At 30.9% G+C, this 15,861-nt stretch carries 14 protein-coding genes, 1 tRNA gene, 2 rRNA genes and 2 other annotated features; of the genes, 15 read left to right on the top strand and 2 right to left on the bottom strand.

Going from position 1 to position 15,861, the window contains the following annotated elements:
- From BMZ74_RS13225 to alr, 15 genes are all read left to right on the top strand, one after another.
- A 23S ribosomal RNA gene (locus BMZ74_RS13225) occupies positions 1-172 on the top strand; the annotation flags it as partial.
- A gap of 34 nt (positions 173-206) precedes the next feature.
- A 5S ribosomal RNA gene (gene rrf / locus BMZ74_RS13220) occupies positions 207-323 on the top strand.
- Between the two features lie 97 nt (positions 324-420).
- Positions 421-496 (top strand) — tRNA-Asn (locus tag BMZ74_RS13215).
- Between the two features lie 180 nt (positions 497-676).
- Positions 677-1,315, top strand: coding sequence for an MBL fold metallo-hydrolase (locus tag BMZ74_RS13210; protein WP_089862688.1), 639 nt, complete (start codon positions 677-679; stop codon positions 1,313-1,315).
- A gap of 223 nt (positions 1,316-1,538) precedes the next feature.
- Positions 1,539-2,300, top strand: a complete 762-nt coding sequence (locus BMZ74_RS13205) for a DeoR/GlpR family DNA-binding transcription regulator (RefSeq protein WP_089862687.1) — start codon at positions 1,539-1,541, stop codon at positions 2,298-2,300.
- 21 nt (positions 2,301-2,321) lie between these two features.
- Complete coding sequence (pfkB, locus tag BMZ74_RS13200; protein WP_089862685.1) at positions 2,322-3,254, top strand: 1-phosphofructokinase; 933 nt, start codon at positions 2,322-2,324, stop codon at positions 3,252-3,254.
- Between the two features lie 23 nt (positions 3,255-3,277).
- Positions 3,278-3,727, top strand: coding sequence for a PTS sugar transporter subunit IIA (locus BMZ74_RS13195; protein WP_089862684.1), 450 nt, complete (start codon positions 3,278-3,280; stop codon positions 3,725-3,727).
- 34 nt (positions 3,728-3,761) lie between these two features.
- A complete protein-coding gene (locus tag BMZ74_RS13190; protein WP_089862683.1) occupies positions 3,762-5,150 on the top strand; it encodes a PTS fructose transporter subunit IIC in 1,389 nt (462 codons plus the stop codon).
- Positions 5,151-5,333: 183 nt separating this feature from the next.
- Complete coding sequence (locus BMZ74_RS13185; RefSeq protein WP_089862682.1) at positions 5,334-6,365, top strand: peptidyl-prolyl cis-trans isomerase; 1,032 nt, start codon at positions 5,334-5,336, stop codon at positions 6,363-6,365.
- 178 nt (positions 6,366-6,543) lie between these two features.
- Positions 6,544-6,752: a binding site (T-box leader), on the top strand.
- 77 nt (positions 6,753-6,829) lie between these two features.
- Positions 6,830-7,639, top strand: a complete 810-nt coding sequence (locus BMZ74_RS13180; protein ID WP_089862680.1) for a transporter substrate-binding domain-containing protein — start codon at positions 6,830-6,832, stop codon at positions 7,637-7,639.
- A 47-nt stretch (positions 7,640-7,686) separates the two neighbouring features.
- Complete coding sequence (locus tag BMZ74_RS13175; RefSeq protein ID WP_177181452.1) at positions 7,687-8,880, top strand: aminotransferase class I/II-fold pyridoxal phosphate-dependent enzyme; 1,194 nt, start codon at positions 7,687-7,689, stop codon at positions 8,878-8,880.
- 46 nt (positions 8,881-8,926) lie between these two features.
- Positions 8,927-10,216, top strand: a complete 1,290-nt coding sequence (locus tag BMZ74_RS13170; RefSeq protein WP_089862677.1) for a nickel-dependent lactate racemase family protein — start codon at positions 8,927-8,929, stop codon at positions 10,214-10,216.
- A gap of 9 nt (positions 10,217-10,225) precedes the next feature.
- Positions 10,226-10,903 (top strand): amino acid ABC transporter permease, encoded by a 678-nt coding sequence (locus BMZ74_RS13165; RefSeq protein ID WP_089862675.1) that lies wholly within the window; start codon positions 10,226-10,228, stop codon positions 10,901-10,903.
- A gap of 2 nt (positions 10,904-10,905) precedes the next feature.
- On the top strand, positions 10,906-11,640 hold the full coding sequence (locus BMZ74_RS13160) for an amino acid ABC transporter ATP-binding protein (protein ID WP_089862690.1): 735 nt from the start codon (positions 10,906-10,908) through the stop codon (positions 11,638-11,640).
- Positions 11,641-11,696: 56 nt separating this feature from the next.
- Positions 11,697-12,824: an alanine racemase gene (gene alr, locus BMZ74_RS13155; RefSeq protein WP_089862674.1), complete on the top strand. Its 1,128-nt coding sequence runs from the start codon at positions 11,697-11,699 to the stop codon at positions 12,822-12,824.
- An 81-nt stretch (positions 12,825-12,905) separates the two neighbouring features.
- Here the strand turns inward: alr and BMZ74_RS13150 are convergent, their stop codons facing one another.
- Together BMZ74_RS13150 and BMZ74_RS13145 are read right to left on the bottom strand one after the other, a co-directional pair.
- Positions 12,906-13,631: an SIMPL domain-containing protein gene (locus BMZ74_RS13150; RefSeq protein ID WP_089862673.1), complete on the bottom strand. Its 726-nt coding sequence runs from the start codon at positions 13,629-13,631 to the stop codon at positions 12,906-12,908.
- Positions 13,632-13,846: 215 nt separating this feature from the next.
- Positions 13,847-14,082 (top strand) — a binding site (T-box leader).
- A 260-nt stretch (positions 14,083-14,342) separates the two neighbouring features.
- Positions 14,343-15,701, bottom strand: coding sequence for a DDE-type integrase/transposase/recombinase (locus tag BMZ74_RS13145; protein ID WP_089860166.1), 1,359 nt, complete (start codon positions 15,699-15,701; stop codon positions 14,343-14,345).
- Positions 15,702-15,861 lie beyond the last annotated feature (160 nt).

Raw genomic sequence — 15,861 nt, 5'->3', positions numbered from 1 at the left:
GTGGAAAAGATAAGCGCTGAAAGCATCTAAGCGCGAAACAGACTTCAAGATAAGGTATCCCACTCTGTTAAGGAGTTAAGATCCCTTAAAGATGATAAGGTAGATAGGCCGGAGGTGTAAGTATAGTAATATATTGAGCTGACCGGTACTAATAGATCGAGGGCTTAATCATTTATTTCCTATATGTATCTTTGATTGTACAGCTTTCCGGTGGTAATAGCGGAGGGGCAACACTTGTTTCCATTTCGAACACAAAAGTTAAGTCCTCCAGCGCCTATGGTACTGCACTGGTAACGGTGTGGGAGAGTAGGTCACTGCCGGTCCTTTTTTATATATTTTTAGTAAAAAAAAATCAAATTTAAGCTGGAAAAATATATTGTTTTATGCTACAATATATTACAGTGTAATAAAATTTAATAATCCCCGATAGCTCAGTTGGTAGAGCAGATGACTGTTAATCATCCTGTCGCAAGTTCGAGTCTTGCTCGGGGAGCCACTTTAAAATTTTTAATCATTTATCCTGTCGGGTAAATGATTTTTTTAATTTATAAATAATTAATTTTATTGTTTAAGAACATTTGCTATTTAAAACTAAAAGTGTTTATAATAAATATAATAATATAAATAGTTATAAAAATATATTTAATAGTTAAAGTTATTAAAAAGGAGGTAAAAAATGAGAATTAAATGGTGGGGTCATTCTTGTTTTTTGATTGAAAAAGATAATTTGAAAGTTATTACAGATCCTTATGATGAATCTTTGCCTTATAGTAAGATAACTGATCAACCTGATTTTGTAACAGTGAGTCATTCTCATTTTGATCATAATGCTGTTCAAAATTTAACGGGAAACTTTGAAGTGATTGATTCTGCTTCTGGTTTTAAGTCAGATCAAATAGAAGTAGAAGCAATTAAATCTTATCATGATGATAATCAGGGTAGTGAACGTGGAGAAAATTTAATTTATTTAATTAAGTTAGGAAATGAAACTATCTGTCATCTTGGCGATTTAGGTCATTTATTAGCTAAAGATGTTATAGCTAAATTAGCTGGGGTTAATATATTATTGATTCCAGTAGGAGGATATTATACTATTGATGCAGAGCAGGCATTTTCTTTAATTAAAAAAATTAAACCTGATTTGGTTATCCCAATGCATTATAAAACTGATATATTAGATTTTCCTATTACAGGAGTTGAAAAATTTACTGATAAATTTGAGGCTAAACAAATTGAAAAATTGGCTCAAGCAGATTTTGAAACAACAAAATTTAGTAATAAACAAGTTATTATTCCTGATTATGTAAAAAAATAGTTTCAAAAAATATTTATAAATAAATACTATACAATAAAATGTGATCTTTACAGGTCGCATTTTATTGTATATAATTAATAATAATTATAAAAAAAGAAATATCTGTAAAAATAGTTTTTTGAAAATTGTGTTGACAATCATATTTTCATAGTATATAATCATAATTGAAAACAAACGAAAATAAATAATCAACAATAAATAACAATTAAGTGAGGTTAAGTTGATGTTTGCTGAAGAGCGAAGAAAAAATATAATTTATTTATTGGAAAAAGAAAAAAGAGTAAGTGTTAATGAATTAAGTGGTGAATTTGATGTTTCACGTGCAACAATTAGGCGTGATTTAAGTGAATTAGAAAGTGATGGTTTTTTAAGAAGAACTCATGGTGGAGCTATTTTAAGAAGTAGCAGTAAACTAGAATTAACTTTTAAAGAAAAAGAAGATAAATTTTTTTCAGAAAAAAAAGCCATTGGTAAAAAAGCTGCTGAGCTTATTAAAGATGGTGATTCAATTTTTTTAGATGCAGGGACGACAACCAGGCATATTATTGATAATCTAAAAGGAAAAAAAAAGCTGACTATTGTAACTCATGCTCTTCATATTATTAATAAAATAAATGAAATTAAGCTTGATTGTGAATTAGTAGTAATTGGTGGAAATTTTAAATGGTCAACTGAAGCAATGGTAGGACCAATAGCAGAGGATATTCTTAAAAAGTTAAGAATAGATAAAAGTTTTATTGGTACAAATGGTTTTAAACTTGATTCGTTTGCAACAACTCCTGAATTGGGAGAAGCTAAAATAAAAGAAATTGCTTTAGAAATTTCTTCTGAAAACTTTTTGCTTTTTGATAGAAGCAAATGGAAACAAGTTTATTTTTATAAATTTGCTGATTTTAATTTAATTAACTATATAATTACAGATCAAATTGAAGAAAAAAGGGAAGCTGCTCTAAATGAAAGAGGAATTGAAGTTATAATTGCTTAATAACTTATTGGAGGTGAGATTATGATCTTAACAGTTACTTTAAATCCTGCAATTGATAAAATAATTATCTTAGATAAATTAAATTTGGGAGAACTAAATAGAGTTAGTAATACTGATGTTTTAGCTGGTGGTAAAGGAATAAATGTTTCTGAAGTTTTAACTAAGCTAAAAATTAAAAATTTAGCTTTAGGAATAGTAGGTGGTAATAATGGTCGCTTAATTACTACTATCCTTGAAAATAAAGATATAAGAGCTGATTTTAATTGGTCTGAATTTAATACTAGACAAAATTTAAAAATTAAAGAAAAAAATTTAACTCGCGAAACAGAAATTAATGAAACAGGAAGGGTTAGTGAAGAAGATATAGATAATTTTTTTGAAACTTTTAATAAATATATTAAAAAGAATAAAACATTAGTTTTATCAGGAAGTTTACCAGATGGAGTTAATAAAAATATTTATGCTGATTTAATAGTTAAAGCAAGCGAAGAAAATGTTAATACAATTCTTGACAGTTCTGGAGAAGAATTTAAGTTGGCTCTTGAACAATCGCCTTATCTAGTGAAACCAAATCTAGCTGAAATAGAAAATTTAATTGATAAAAAAATTAAAAATGATGAAGAATTAGCGGAAGGAGCTAAATACTTACTTGCTAAAGGAGTTAAAATAGTTATGATTTCTTTAGGAGGAGAAGGAGCTTTTATAGCTTCAGCCAAAGAAGCATATAGAATCTATACTCCAAAAGTTGAAATTTCTCAAACCACTGTTGGAGCTGGTGATACGATGGTAGCTGGTCTTGCTGCAGAAATTGATAAGTCAGCAGAGCTTAAGGCAACTGGTGTTTATGCTGCTGCTTTAGCTACAGCTTATGTTGCTCAGGGCTCAATTAGTGAGATTAGTTCTGAACTCTTAAAAGAGACTGAACTAAAAATAAAAACAAAAAAAGTTTATTGATAAAAATGGAAGGAGAATTAATTATGGAAGTTAATGAATTTATTAATCAAAATTTAATTAAAATGAATTTAGAGAGTCAAACTAAAGATCAAGTAATTAAAGAGATGGTTGAAATTATGGCAGAAAATGAAATTATAACTGATAAAGAAGAAGTAATTGCTAAAGCAATGGAAAGAGAAGCGAAAGGAACTACTGGTGTAGGTAAAGGTGTAGCAATTCCTCATGTTAAAAGTAATGCTGTTAAAAAGCCAGCAGTAGCTTTTGGTAGATCGCAAGCTGGAATTGACTATGGATCTATGGATAAAAAGCCAAGCTATCTTTTCTTTTTAATAACAGTGCCAGAGGATTCACATGATCAGCATTTAAAACTGCTTGCTCAACTTTCTCGTAACTTGGTTCATGATGATTTTAGAGATAAATTACTAGATGCTAAAGATGAAACAGAAATAATGTCTATTTTAGAAACACTGTAATTAATTTTTAGTAATTAAATGAGGAGGAAATCTTATGAAAAAAATTGTTGCTGTTACTTCCTGTCCTACGGGAATAGCTCATACTTATATGGCTTCTGAATCACTAGAAGAATCAGCTAAAGAAATGAATATTAAAATGAAGGTTGAGACCCAGGGGTCAGTTGGAGTTGAAAATGAGCTAACAGAACAGGATATAAAAGAAGCTGATGCTGTAATTATTGCTGCTGATACTAATGTTAGTAAAGAAAGATTTGCTAATAAATATATTGTAGAAGTTGCAGTAGCAGATGCAATAAATGATGCAGAATCTCTAATTAATAAAGCTTTAGAAGGAGCTGAAAAAGGTCAAACAACTCAGATTAATAATGATCTTTATAATCAAGTTAGTCAAGAAAAATCTAAAAGAAAAGAAAGTAGAACAGGTGCTTATAAACATTTAATGACTGGAGTTTCATTTATGCTGCCTTTTGTGGTAGCAGGTGGACTTTCAATAGCTCTTTCCTTTGTTTTTGGGATTAATGCAGCGCAAGAAGAGGGAACTCTAGCTGCTGCTTTAATGCAAATTGGGAGTGGTTCTGCCTTTGCTCTGATGGTCCCAATTTTAGCTGGTTATATAGCCTATTCAATTGCTGATCGACCTGGTATAGCTCCTGGTATGATTGGTGGTATGCTGGCCAGCAGTATTGGAGCAGGATTTTTAGGTGGTATTATTGCAGGTTTTCTAGCTGGTTATTTAACTCAATGGTTAAAAAATCATATTAAATTGCCTCAAACTTTGCAAGGATTAATGCCAATTTTAATTTTACCATTTTTGTCTAGTTTAATTGTTGGTTTATTAATGATATATTTAATTGGTCCTCCAGTTCAGGGTATAATGAATGGTTTAACTAATTGGCTGCAAGGGTTAACTGAAGCTAATGCAGTTATTTTAGGTTTGATTTTAGGAGCAATGATGGCTTTTGATATGGGAGGTCCTGTTAATAAGGCTGCTTATACATTTGGAGTTGGCTTATTAGGCTCAAATATATATGGTCCAATGGCTGCAATAATGGCAGCAGGAATGACACCTCCACTGGGACTTGCTTTAGCTACAGTTCTTTTTAAAAGTAGATTTACAAGACAGGAAATTGAAGCAGGAAAACCAGCCTGGTTTATGGGGATTTCATTCATTACAGAAGGAGCTATTCCATTTGCAGCTGCAGATCCATTTAGAGTTATACCATCTACAATGACTGGTTCAGCTGTTACAGGAGCACTTTCTATGTTATTTGGAGTTGGATTAAAGGCACCCCATGGAGGTATTTTTGTATTGCCGATTCCAAATGTGGTTACTAATCTTGGATTTTATGCTTTAGCAATTATAATTGGTACAATTGTAACTGCTTTAATGTTAAGGATCTTGAAACCAAAATTAACTAAATAAATTTAAAATAAAAACCGTTAAGATACCCCTATTAATAGGGGTATCTTTTTTTGTGATTAATTAATATTTCTGATTAGAATTAAATTAGAATGGCCGAGCTATCTTTGCTTATAGCTTTTTTTGTGGTATAATAACAGGCGATGGATAGAATTTAAGAATATTTTAAATTAGGAGTGTTAATTAATGAATTTTAAAGCTAAAAGTTTAATTTTGGCAGCAGTTATGCTGTTAGTTTTTTCTCTACCAATTTTTGCTCAGGATACTGAAGCTGTTAAAGAAGCTACTACTCAAGATACTCCAGAAGTAGCTGCTTATGTTAATGGTGAAGAAATTTCTATGCAAGAATTAGAACAATATGCTGGAGTACGTAATGTTTTAATGCAATTATTACAATCAAATCAAGAATTTGCTTCTGTAGTAATTCAAACTGAAGCAGGACAGAATGTAATTAATGAATTTCGTAAATTGAAATTAAATCAATTAATTACCAGTGAGTTATTAGCTCAAGAAGCTAAAAATAGAGATTTGGAAGTTAGTGCTGAAGAAACAAATGAAATTTTTGATCAACAGGTAAATGCTATTAAACAGCAAAATAAACTTAGTGATGACCAGTTAGAACAGGCAATTAAACAACAAGGTTTCGAATCTATGGATCAATATAAAGCTATGTTTATTAAAAATAATATGGATGGATTTTTAATAAATAAATTACGAGAAGATGTTATTGCAGATGTGAATGTTACTGATCAAGAAGCAAAAGAATATTATGATAATAATCAGGAGCAATACAAAGTAGCAGAACAGAAAAAAGTTAGTCATATTTTATTTGATGATCAGGCTAAAGCAGAAGAAGTTTTAGCAGAAATTAAAGCTGGTGCTGATTTTACTGAGATGGCTAAAGAAAACTCAACTGGACCTTCAGCAGAAAATGGAGGAGAATTAGGATTTATTGCAGTTAATGATCGTGGATATGATAAAACATTCCGTGATGCAGCAATGAAATTATCTGTAGGAGAGGTTAGTTCTGAACCAGTTAAAACAAAATATGGTTATCATATTATCAAAGTAACTGATAAAAAAGAAGCTGGCATGAAAGATTTTTCTGATGTGAAAGATTCTATTAAAACTCAGTTAGAATCTAAAAAACAAAATCAGGAATGGTCTGATTTTGTAGAAAGTCTAAGAGATCAAGCTGAGATAGAAATTAACCTGTAAAACTTAAATTTTAGTTAGTAAGAATAATAAATAAAATTATTGATTCTATATCTTAATTATTATAAAAGTCTGCCTTAATTTAAGGCAGACTTTATAGTTTTAATTAATATTTAAATTTATTTTTTAAATAAAGCTTGCAATTAGCAATTATAATGTGTATAATTATAAAAAATTAAATATAAATTCTAAGAAGGGAAGAGTAAATTTAAATTTTTGTTCAGCAAGCTGGAGTAGCTGTAAGTCCAGACATAAATTTAGGTTGAACCGCATCCTGGAGAATTTTTGCTGAAATTTTAAGTAGGCAGAAACATAGTAGCTGTGTTAAAGCTTTAAAGTGGACTTTTGTCAAAAAGAGTGGTACCACGGGTTATAATACTCGTCTCTAAATTAATTTAGAGGACGGGTTTTTTTTATAGCTAAAAAATTAATTTTAATATTTATTCTAACAAGGAGGAATAGTAGAGATGATAAAAAACAAAAAAGTTTATTTATTAATTATGATTATATTAGGAGGGGTGTTATTACTGGCCGGTTGCACAGGAGATCAGGAACAGACGCGACTTGAGCAGATTAAGAGTAATGGGAAAATTGTTCTCGGTACAGCAGCTGATTATCCACCCTATGAGTTTCATAAACAAATTAATGGTGAAGATAACATAGTTGGCTTTGATATTGAAATTGCTAAAACAATTGCTGAAAATTTAGATGTAGATTTAGAAATTAAAGATATGAAATTTGATGGTTTATTGGCAGCTTTAAAAGCAGGTAATATTGATTTTATTGTAGCTGGTATGGTGCCAACAGAAGAAAGAGCAGAAAATGTAGATTTTTCAATGAAGTATTATCAGGGAGAACAAAGTTTCTTAGCTAAGGCTGATAAAGCTGATAGTTATCAAACATTTTCTGATTTGACTGGCCTAAAGGTAGGAGCTCAGAAGGCAACTACTCAGCAAAATTTGGCGGAAGAAAAAATAGATGCTTCAGAATATAAATTTTTAAGTAAGATTACTGACTTAGTTTTAGAACTTAAGAATGATAAAATAGATGGTATAGTTATGGCTAAACCAGTAGCTGATTCTTATGCTAAAGTTAATTCTGATCTTAAAGTAGCTCCGATTGATATGGGAAAAGAAACAGGAGTAGCTGTTGCTGTAGATAAAGGAAATAAGGACTTACTGGCAGAGATAAATTCAACTTTAGAAAATATGATTGATAATAATAAAATAAATGAACTTATAGCTGATGCTACAAAATTAGCAGAAAGTAATCAATAAAATTAAATTAAGTTAAGTTAATTAAATATCCTATGGAGGCCAGCATAATGAGTAAAAAATTTATAAAAAAAGAATATCAAAAAACTCCCGCAACATTTTTTGCCAGAGCAGCAGAAATAAAAAATAGCCAGACAAATATTATTGATTTAAGTCTGGGTGATCCTGATTTAAAAACAGCAGCAGAAATAGTAAATCAGGCAGCAGCAGATGCTAATCAGGGTTATACTCATTATGCTCATCCCAGGGGAGATTTTGAGCTGCGAGAAGCTATAGTAGCTTATTATAAAAAAAATTATAATCAATTAATAGATTTAGATCAAATAATGATAACTGTTGGAGCCTGTCATGGAACTTTTCTGGCCCTGGCAGCAATTTTAAATGAGGGAGAAGAAATTATTATTCCTACTCCCTATTTTGCTCCTTATAAAGGTCAAGTTGAATTAGCTGGTGGGAAAGCTGTTTTTGTAAAGTCTAAGTTTGAAGCAGATTTTCAGTTGGATTTAGACGCTGTTGAAGAAAAAATAACTCCTAAAACAAAAGCTATTTTAATAAATTCACCTCATAATCCAACTGGAATTATTCAAAAAAAGAAGGTCTTAGAAAAACTAATTGAATTGGCTATTAAATATGATATTTTGATTTTATCTGATGAAGTTTATGAGAACTTTGATTATAAATCTGAATTTTATTCATTAGTTAATTTTAATAAACAATCAGATAGAATTATTATTTTAAATAGTTTCTCCAAGACTTTTGCTATGACAGGGTGGAGGTTGGGATTTTTAATAGCAGATCCTGATTTAATCAATGTAATGCAAAATCTGAATGAAGGAATTTGTTATTCAGCACCAAGTATTTCGCAGCGGGCAGCAATTAAGGCCTTGACAAGCGAAAATTTAAAAGAAGAAATACGAAATTGTTTTGCTAAAAGAGTAAGTTATGCTAATCAAATAATTAGTGCAAATTCTGAGCTTGATTTAGTTAAAGCAGAAGGTGCATTTTATCTTTTTCCCAGAATTAAGAAAACAGGTTTGAAAGCAGAAGAATTTGCTTTAAGATTATTAAAAGAAGAGGGAGTGCTTGTTCTGCCTGGTGATGATTTTGGTGATCAAAATGGAGAATTTATCAGGATTGCCTGTACATTAGAACTTAGCAAATTAACAGAGGCTCTTGCTAGAATATGTAGTTTTACTAAAAAACTAAAAGATGATAATTTATCAAATAGTAAGCTAAATAAATAATTAAAATTTTAATTATTTATTTTGAGTTAGATAGGAGTTGGAAAAATTGGAGCGAATCTTTAAATTTAAATATGGGCTAAATTCAATAGACTTAAAGCTTCCGCAAAGTAAGTTGATTAAAGAAATTAAAGGCAGGCAAGACCATAAAAATGATTTAATTAGCTTAACTAAAAATGCTTTAGAAAATCCAATTGAGTCTCCTAAATTAAGTCAAATAGTTAAACAAGGAGAAAAAGTTACAATTGTAATTTCTGATATAACTAGAGGCTGGCAGAAAAGTAATTTATTTCTGCCTTTTATTATTGGAGAGCTAGAAGAAGCTGGAATTGAATTAGCAGATATTACTATTCTAGCTGCAGTTGGATCTCATCGGTTTCATTCTGAGGCAGAAAAACAGACTTTAATCGGTGAAAAATATTATGGTAAAGTTGCTTTTAAAGATCATAACTGTCATAATAAGGATGAGCTCAGTTATTTGGGTAAAACATCTTTTGGTACACCTGTTTATTTTAATCGATTAGCTGTTGAAAGTGATCGTTTAATTTTAACAGGAGGAATAGTCTTTCATGATTTAGCAGGCTTTTCTGGGGGAAGAAAATCTCTATTACCTGGGATTGCAGGCTATCAAACAATAACTAAAAATCATGCTCTTTCTTTAGCAGATAAAAGAGGAGAAGGATTAAAAAAATCAGTAGACAGTAATCATTTAGTTGATAATCCTGTTCATCTTGATATGGCAGAAGCAGCAGCTTTAGTAAAAGTAGATTTTATTTTTAATGTAATTCCAGATGGTAGAGGAGGAATTGCTGCTGCAGTAGCTGGAGATCTAATAGCTGCTCATCAGTCTGGCTGTGAAATAACCTCTAGATTATTTGGAATAAAAATGCGACAAAAAGCAGAATTAGTTTTTGCTTCTTGTGGTGGTTATCCAAAAGACATTAACTTGTATCAAGCTTCAAAAGCACTAGTTAATGCTGCTCAGTTAGTTCAAAAAGGTGGTTATCTTATTTTATTTGCTGAATGCAAAGAAGGGATTGGGCATCCAGAAGTGGAAGATATTATCCAGAATTATAATGATAATTTAGCTCGAGAAGATTTTTTGCGCAGAGATTTTACTATTTCTCGTTATACAGGATATTTGATAACTACTGCTATAGCAGAAATTAAGTTAATTTTATTCAGTAATATTGAAAGAAAAATTTTAAGTAATACTGAAATTGAAGTAATTAGAACTAAAGCTGATTTAAATAAAATTTTAACCAATAGATTTAAAGAGCTGCCAGATTTTTATTCTTTACCTGATGCAGCAAATACATTACCGATTTTTGAAGATTAGGGGGATAATATGGATTTTTCTTTTTTAGGTGATTATAAATATTTTTTTATTAATGGAACTAGAATTACAATAATGTTAGCCTTTTTTGCAGTTTTATTTGGTATTATGATTGGCATAATTTTAGCAATGCTTAAAATCTCGCATAATAAAATTCTAAGAGCAATTGCTTCAAGTTATATAGAATTTATTCGAGGGACACCTTTACTTGTACAGCTGTTTATTATTTATTATGGTTTACCATATCTGGGAATTCAATTTCCTGATTTTCCATTATTTGGCCAGAATATAGGGGATTTTATGGCCGGGGTTATAGCAATGTCAATTAATAGTGGTGCTTATGTAGCAGAAATATTTAGAGCAGGTATTCAGGCAGTTGATAAAGGGCAAATGGAAGCTGCTCGCTCACTGGGAATGCCGTATCTAATGGCTATGAAAAAAATTATTTTACCACAGGCTTTTAAGAATATACTACCAGCATTAGGAAATGAATTTATTGTTGTAATTAAAGAATCTGCCATAGTTTCAATTATTGGAATCCACGATTTAATGTATAATGCAGATACAGTGCGTGGAAATACCTATAAACCATTTGCTCCTTTAATTGTAGCAGCTTTAATTTATTTTGTAGTTACTTTTACTCTCTCTAAATTTGTGGGATTATTGGAAAAAAGGATGGATACAGCATGAGTATGATTGAAATTAGTGATTTAAATAAATATTTTGGTAAACTACATGTACTTAAAGGGATTGATTTAAAAGTTGAAACTGGGGAAGTTGTAGTTGTAATTGGTCCCAGTGGATCCGGGAAAAGCACTTTATTACGTTGTTTGAATCGTCTGGAAGAACCAAGTTCTGGTGATATTGTTTTTGAAGGACTTTCAATTCTTGATGATGAAAATAATGACATTAATAAATTAAGACAAAAAATGGGGATGGTTTTCCAGCAGTTTAATTTATTTAATCATATGGATGTTATGGAAAATATTACTTTAGCTCCAATTAAATTGAAAAATTTAAAACAAGCTGAAGCTGTTTCAGTAGCTAGAGATTTATTAGATAAAGTTGGGCTGTTGGAAAAAGAAAAAGCATATCCAGCTCAGCTTTCAGGAGGGCAGCAGCAGAGAATAGCTATTGCTAGAGCTTTAGCAATGTCACCTGATGTAATGTTGTTTGATGAACCAACATCTGCTCTTGATCCGGAAATGGTAGGAGATGTATTAAAAGTTATGAAAGATCTTGCAGCTGAAGGAATGACAATGATAATTGTTACTCATGAAATGAGTTTTGCTCGTGATGTGGCAGACAGAGTCCTGATTATGGATGAAGGTATTATTATTGAGGAAGGAAATCCTCAAAAAATATTTAATCAACCTGAGCATCCCCGGGCTAAAGATTTTTTGAGTAGGGTTTTAGGTATTTTTTAATCTATAAGATAGAGTAGCAATTTAATTTATTTGAATAATGTTAGGGAGTAGATTAGATGAATAATTTAAAGAGCAGACCTGCCTGGTTAGAAATAGATCTGGCAGCTTTGACAGATAATTATAAAACTATAAAATCACTCATTCCAGAAAATACTAAAATAGCAGCAGTAGTCAAAGCAGATGCTTATGGACATGGAGCTGTTAAAGTAGCTAAAAAATTAAGTTATTTAGGAGTAGATTATTTTTGTGTTGCAAGCCCAGACGAAGGTCTTGAATTAAGACAGCAGGGAATTAAAAAACCAATTTTAGTCTTGGGAGAGATCCTGCCAGAGCAATATTCAGATATTATAAAAGCTAATCTTATTCAGGCTGCAGCTAGTATAGAAACTTTGATTGGGTTAAATAAAATTGCCAGTAAGGCAAAAACAAAAATTAAAATTCAACTAAAAATTGATACGGGAATGGGAAGAATTGGATTTTTACCAGCTGAATTAACACCATCTTTTTTTGATAAATTGAAAAATTTTAAGTCATTAGAGATTAATGGAATTTTTTCTCATCTGGCCCGGGCTGATGAAAGTAATAAGCAATTTACTTTACAACAAAAACAGATTTTTGAAGCTGTTATAACTAATTTTAAACAGCATAAGTTTAATATAGATTGCTGTCATATTGCTAATAGTGCTGCTATTTTAGATTTGCCAGATTTTAGTTTTGATTTGGTTAGACCTGGTATCATTCTTTATGGACTTTTACCATCAGTTGAAATAACTAACCAAATACCTTTAAAAGCTGTTTTAAACTTTAAAACAAAAATTGTGCAGTTAAGAACTTTACCTGCTAACTCTTCAATTAGTTATGGGGGAACTTACCAAACAAAAATAGCTGAACAAGTTGCCGTTTTACCGATTGGCTATAAAGATGGATACCCAAGATTACTTTCTAATCGAGGCTATGTTTTAATCAATGGGCAGCGGGCGCCAATTAGAGGTAGAATTTGTATGGGACAAACTATAGTTAGTGTTGATAAAATAGCAGAAGTTAAAGTTGGTGATGAAGTTGTTTTATTAGGAAAGCAGAAAGATAATAAAATAACAGCTGCTGAACTGGCAGAATTGACTGATACAATTAATTATGAAATAGTCTGTAATTTATCGAGTAGATTGAATAAAATATATCTATAATTAAAGCGAAATATAAAAAGAGATCAGGGCTTAAGCCCTGATCTCTTTTAGTTAAATAATATAATAATTAAATAAGCAGCTTTATTTTATTGAAAAAGTAACATGAGCTGTAACACTAATTTCTTTATTTTTACTACTTGTGTTATAAATTCCCATACTGGAAGTATTAGTAGAAAAAGGTTCTGTTATTTGAAATACTCCAGAATTCATTGCTAAAACTTTGTTAACTTTTAAGTCGGTATTTTCCAACATTCTTGCTGCTCTCTCTTCAGCATTAACAGTTGCATTTGCTATAATTTCTTTTTTAAGATCATCAATTTGTGAATAAAAATATTGTAAATTAGAATTATCAATAATTATATCCTTTTGATACATCTGGAGTGGATTTAAAACCAAATTTTCAATTTGGTCAATATCTTTGCTAACTAAAAACAAATATTGTTTTAGCTCATAACCAGTAAAAACTCGCTGACTATTGCCGTTTTTAGTAATATAATTATATTGTTTGCTAACTGTAATTGGTTGAATATTAAATTGTTCTGTTGCTATTCCCTCTGCTTTAATTTCAGCTTTAAATTTATTTAATTTAGTTTTCATTGACCGATAACCCTGTTCAAGCTCATTTTTTCCAACTTCACTACTTAAAGTTAAAGACCATTTTACAGTATCAGATGTAAAGCTTTTTTTAGCAATTCCAACTACTTTAATTGTGCTTTTATTATTTACTGCTTGATAGAAAAAGCCGCCCATAATTAAAGCTGCTATAATGATAGCTGCTGCTATAATATAATAATTTTTATTTTTCATTTTATCCCTTCCCTACTTTTATTTCTTTAATTATAACATAGTAATTATAAATTTAAAATTATAATAGCTAAATAACTAAATTATAAAAATTATTTAACTTAAGACTTAACTAAATTAAGTAGTTTGGATAGTTATAATTGATTGAGAAGAAAAGTTAAAATAACTTGAATTTAATAAAAAGCTGTAATATAATTAGGCTAATAATAAAAAGCCAATTAAAAATTAAGAAGGACAATAGTAAATATTTAGATTGTTCAAGAGAGCTAATGGCTGCTGCAAATTAGCCGATTTAAATATTGAATCCAGTCTGGAGTTGCGAAGCTGAACGTTATTAATATTATTTATATTATAATAAATAAGCTAAGCCGGTTGAGTCCGTTAAATCTATTTGAGAGATAGTGATTTAAACTTGCTATCATTAGGGTGGCACCGCGATTTACTCGTCCCTTTTTAGGGAGGAGTTTTTTTATTTTAAAATGATAAATAAATTTAAATAATAAGATTATTGATAACGTCAAATAAAATATGATAGTTACCATAAAATGTAAGTAAATAGTAATAGAGTATCACTAATTTTAATTATAATAAAAATCTTAAGAATGTCAAAAGCTTGAAGATGTAAATGATGTAAAAAAATGTAATTAAATAAATATAAAACTCTAAAAGAGTTGAGCAAGATTTTTTGAAAAGTTATTCAGTAAAGATATTTAGTTACTTATCAGTTTTGTTGATCCACCTGATAAGTTGAGCCCAGGAGTTAATGGGCTGGCCTCTTGAATCTTCAACAACAAGAGGAGCCTTGTTATCAAAAGAGCTATGAGGTTTTATATAGTTAAAATATAGCTGATATAAAGTTAAATGAGCAAGAGCACCATCAAAGGAACTAAAGCTTTTATGACGTTTGTAATGAGCTTTATAGGTGCCAAAGAAACGCTCAATGATGTTTTTATAGGGTCTGTAAACCTCATCTGAATTATCGTCATCAGTAAAAAGTCCTTTAACTTGTCTGTGATCTACATCGGTCTTTAAAAAGGCCTTTGCAGCATGCACAGCAGTTCTATAGATTGGTGCCATATCAGAAACCAGGACAAAATCCCGACCCTGGTATTGGTCAATAATTCTTTTGAGAATGGTGATTGCACCTTTGGCATCTCGATGTTTTGAGAGATGCTGAGCAATGATACAGCCGTTTTTACCATCAATGGCAGTAAAAAGATAATGCCAGCTGCCTTTGATTTTGATATATGTTTCATCAACAGCAACAATGCCAGATAAAGGTAGATCAAGGTCCTTAATGTTAGGACCAAGTCTGTGAGCTAAAGAGACAGTCCAGTTTTGGATAGTCTGAGCTGAAGGTGAAACATTATATGCAAGTTTCAGGGCTCTTTTAGTCTGTCTTAGAGAAAGACCAAGACCCACATAAAAATCCATAGCTTTGGAGATTATGAAGTTCCCATACTGGGAATGATCCAGGTTAACAGGTTCTTTATCAGGTCTTGAAACTTCAAGGTTTTCGACATCAAAATCATAGGCTCTATAGCGATATCTTTTGTGTTCATTTTTCCATTTAGAGCAGTCATCATTGCGGCATTTATACTTGGTAAAATGCTTACGCTCTTTCTCTTTAGATAAAGCATAGCCGCAAAAAGGGCAGCGATAGGTAGGCCTGTTACTGGATCTTAGTTCAGGTTTTTCAGGAGCCCACTGATGATCACAAACTTTGCACTGAAGCTTCTGGTAACCATCTGGGTCATGACCGAAGCTGTAGAGATATTTTTTAGGAGCGCCACATTCGGAGCATTTTTCGACTTCTACAGTCAGAGGTTTACGGCGGTTAACAGGCTTTATGGGCTGACCATTTTCTTTAGCTTCAGCCAAAATTTCCTGATAATTAAGCTGTTCAATAACAGGAAGTGGGTCATCAAAGCTGTTAAACTTAGTATAGCTGTCATCAAGTTTTTCTTTGGGTTCAAAGTCAACGTGAAAGAGCTTGGAGAAAAAGAGATAGACCAAAAGAACAAAATTCATAAGAGGTTTAAGCAGGAAATTAGGTAAATTTCGAGAAATCATAACTTAGGATCCCTTCCTTTCTGGGTGTAGTAGGTTGTGACTTCTCAATTACTATTTACGAGCTCAGGGGGAGGGATTCCTGCATTTAGTGCAGATTCCTAAACTGACAATTATGATAACTATTAATATTTTTAAAAAAACTATTAGATTTGACGTAACG

Origin of the sequence: Halanaerobium salsuginis (assembly GCF_900114545.1) — a bacterium.
Classification (GTDB): Bacteria; Bacillota; Halanaerobiia; order Halanaerobiales; family Halanaerobiaceae; genus Halanaerobium; species Halanaerobium salsuginis.
This window is presented reverse-complemented; position numbering and strand designations above follow the sequence as displayed.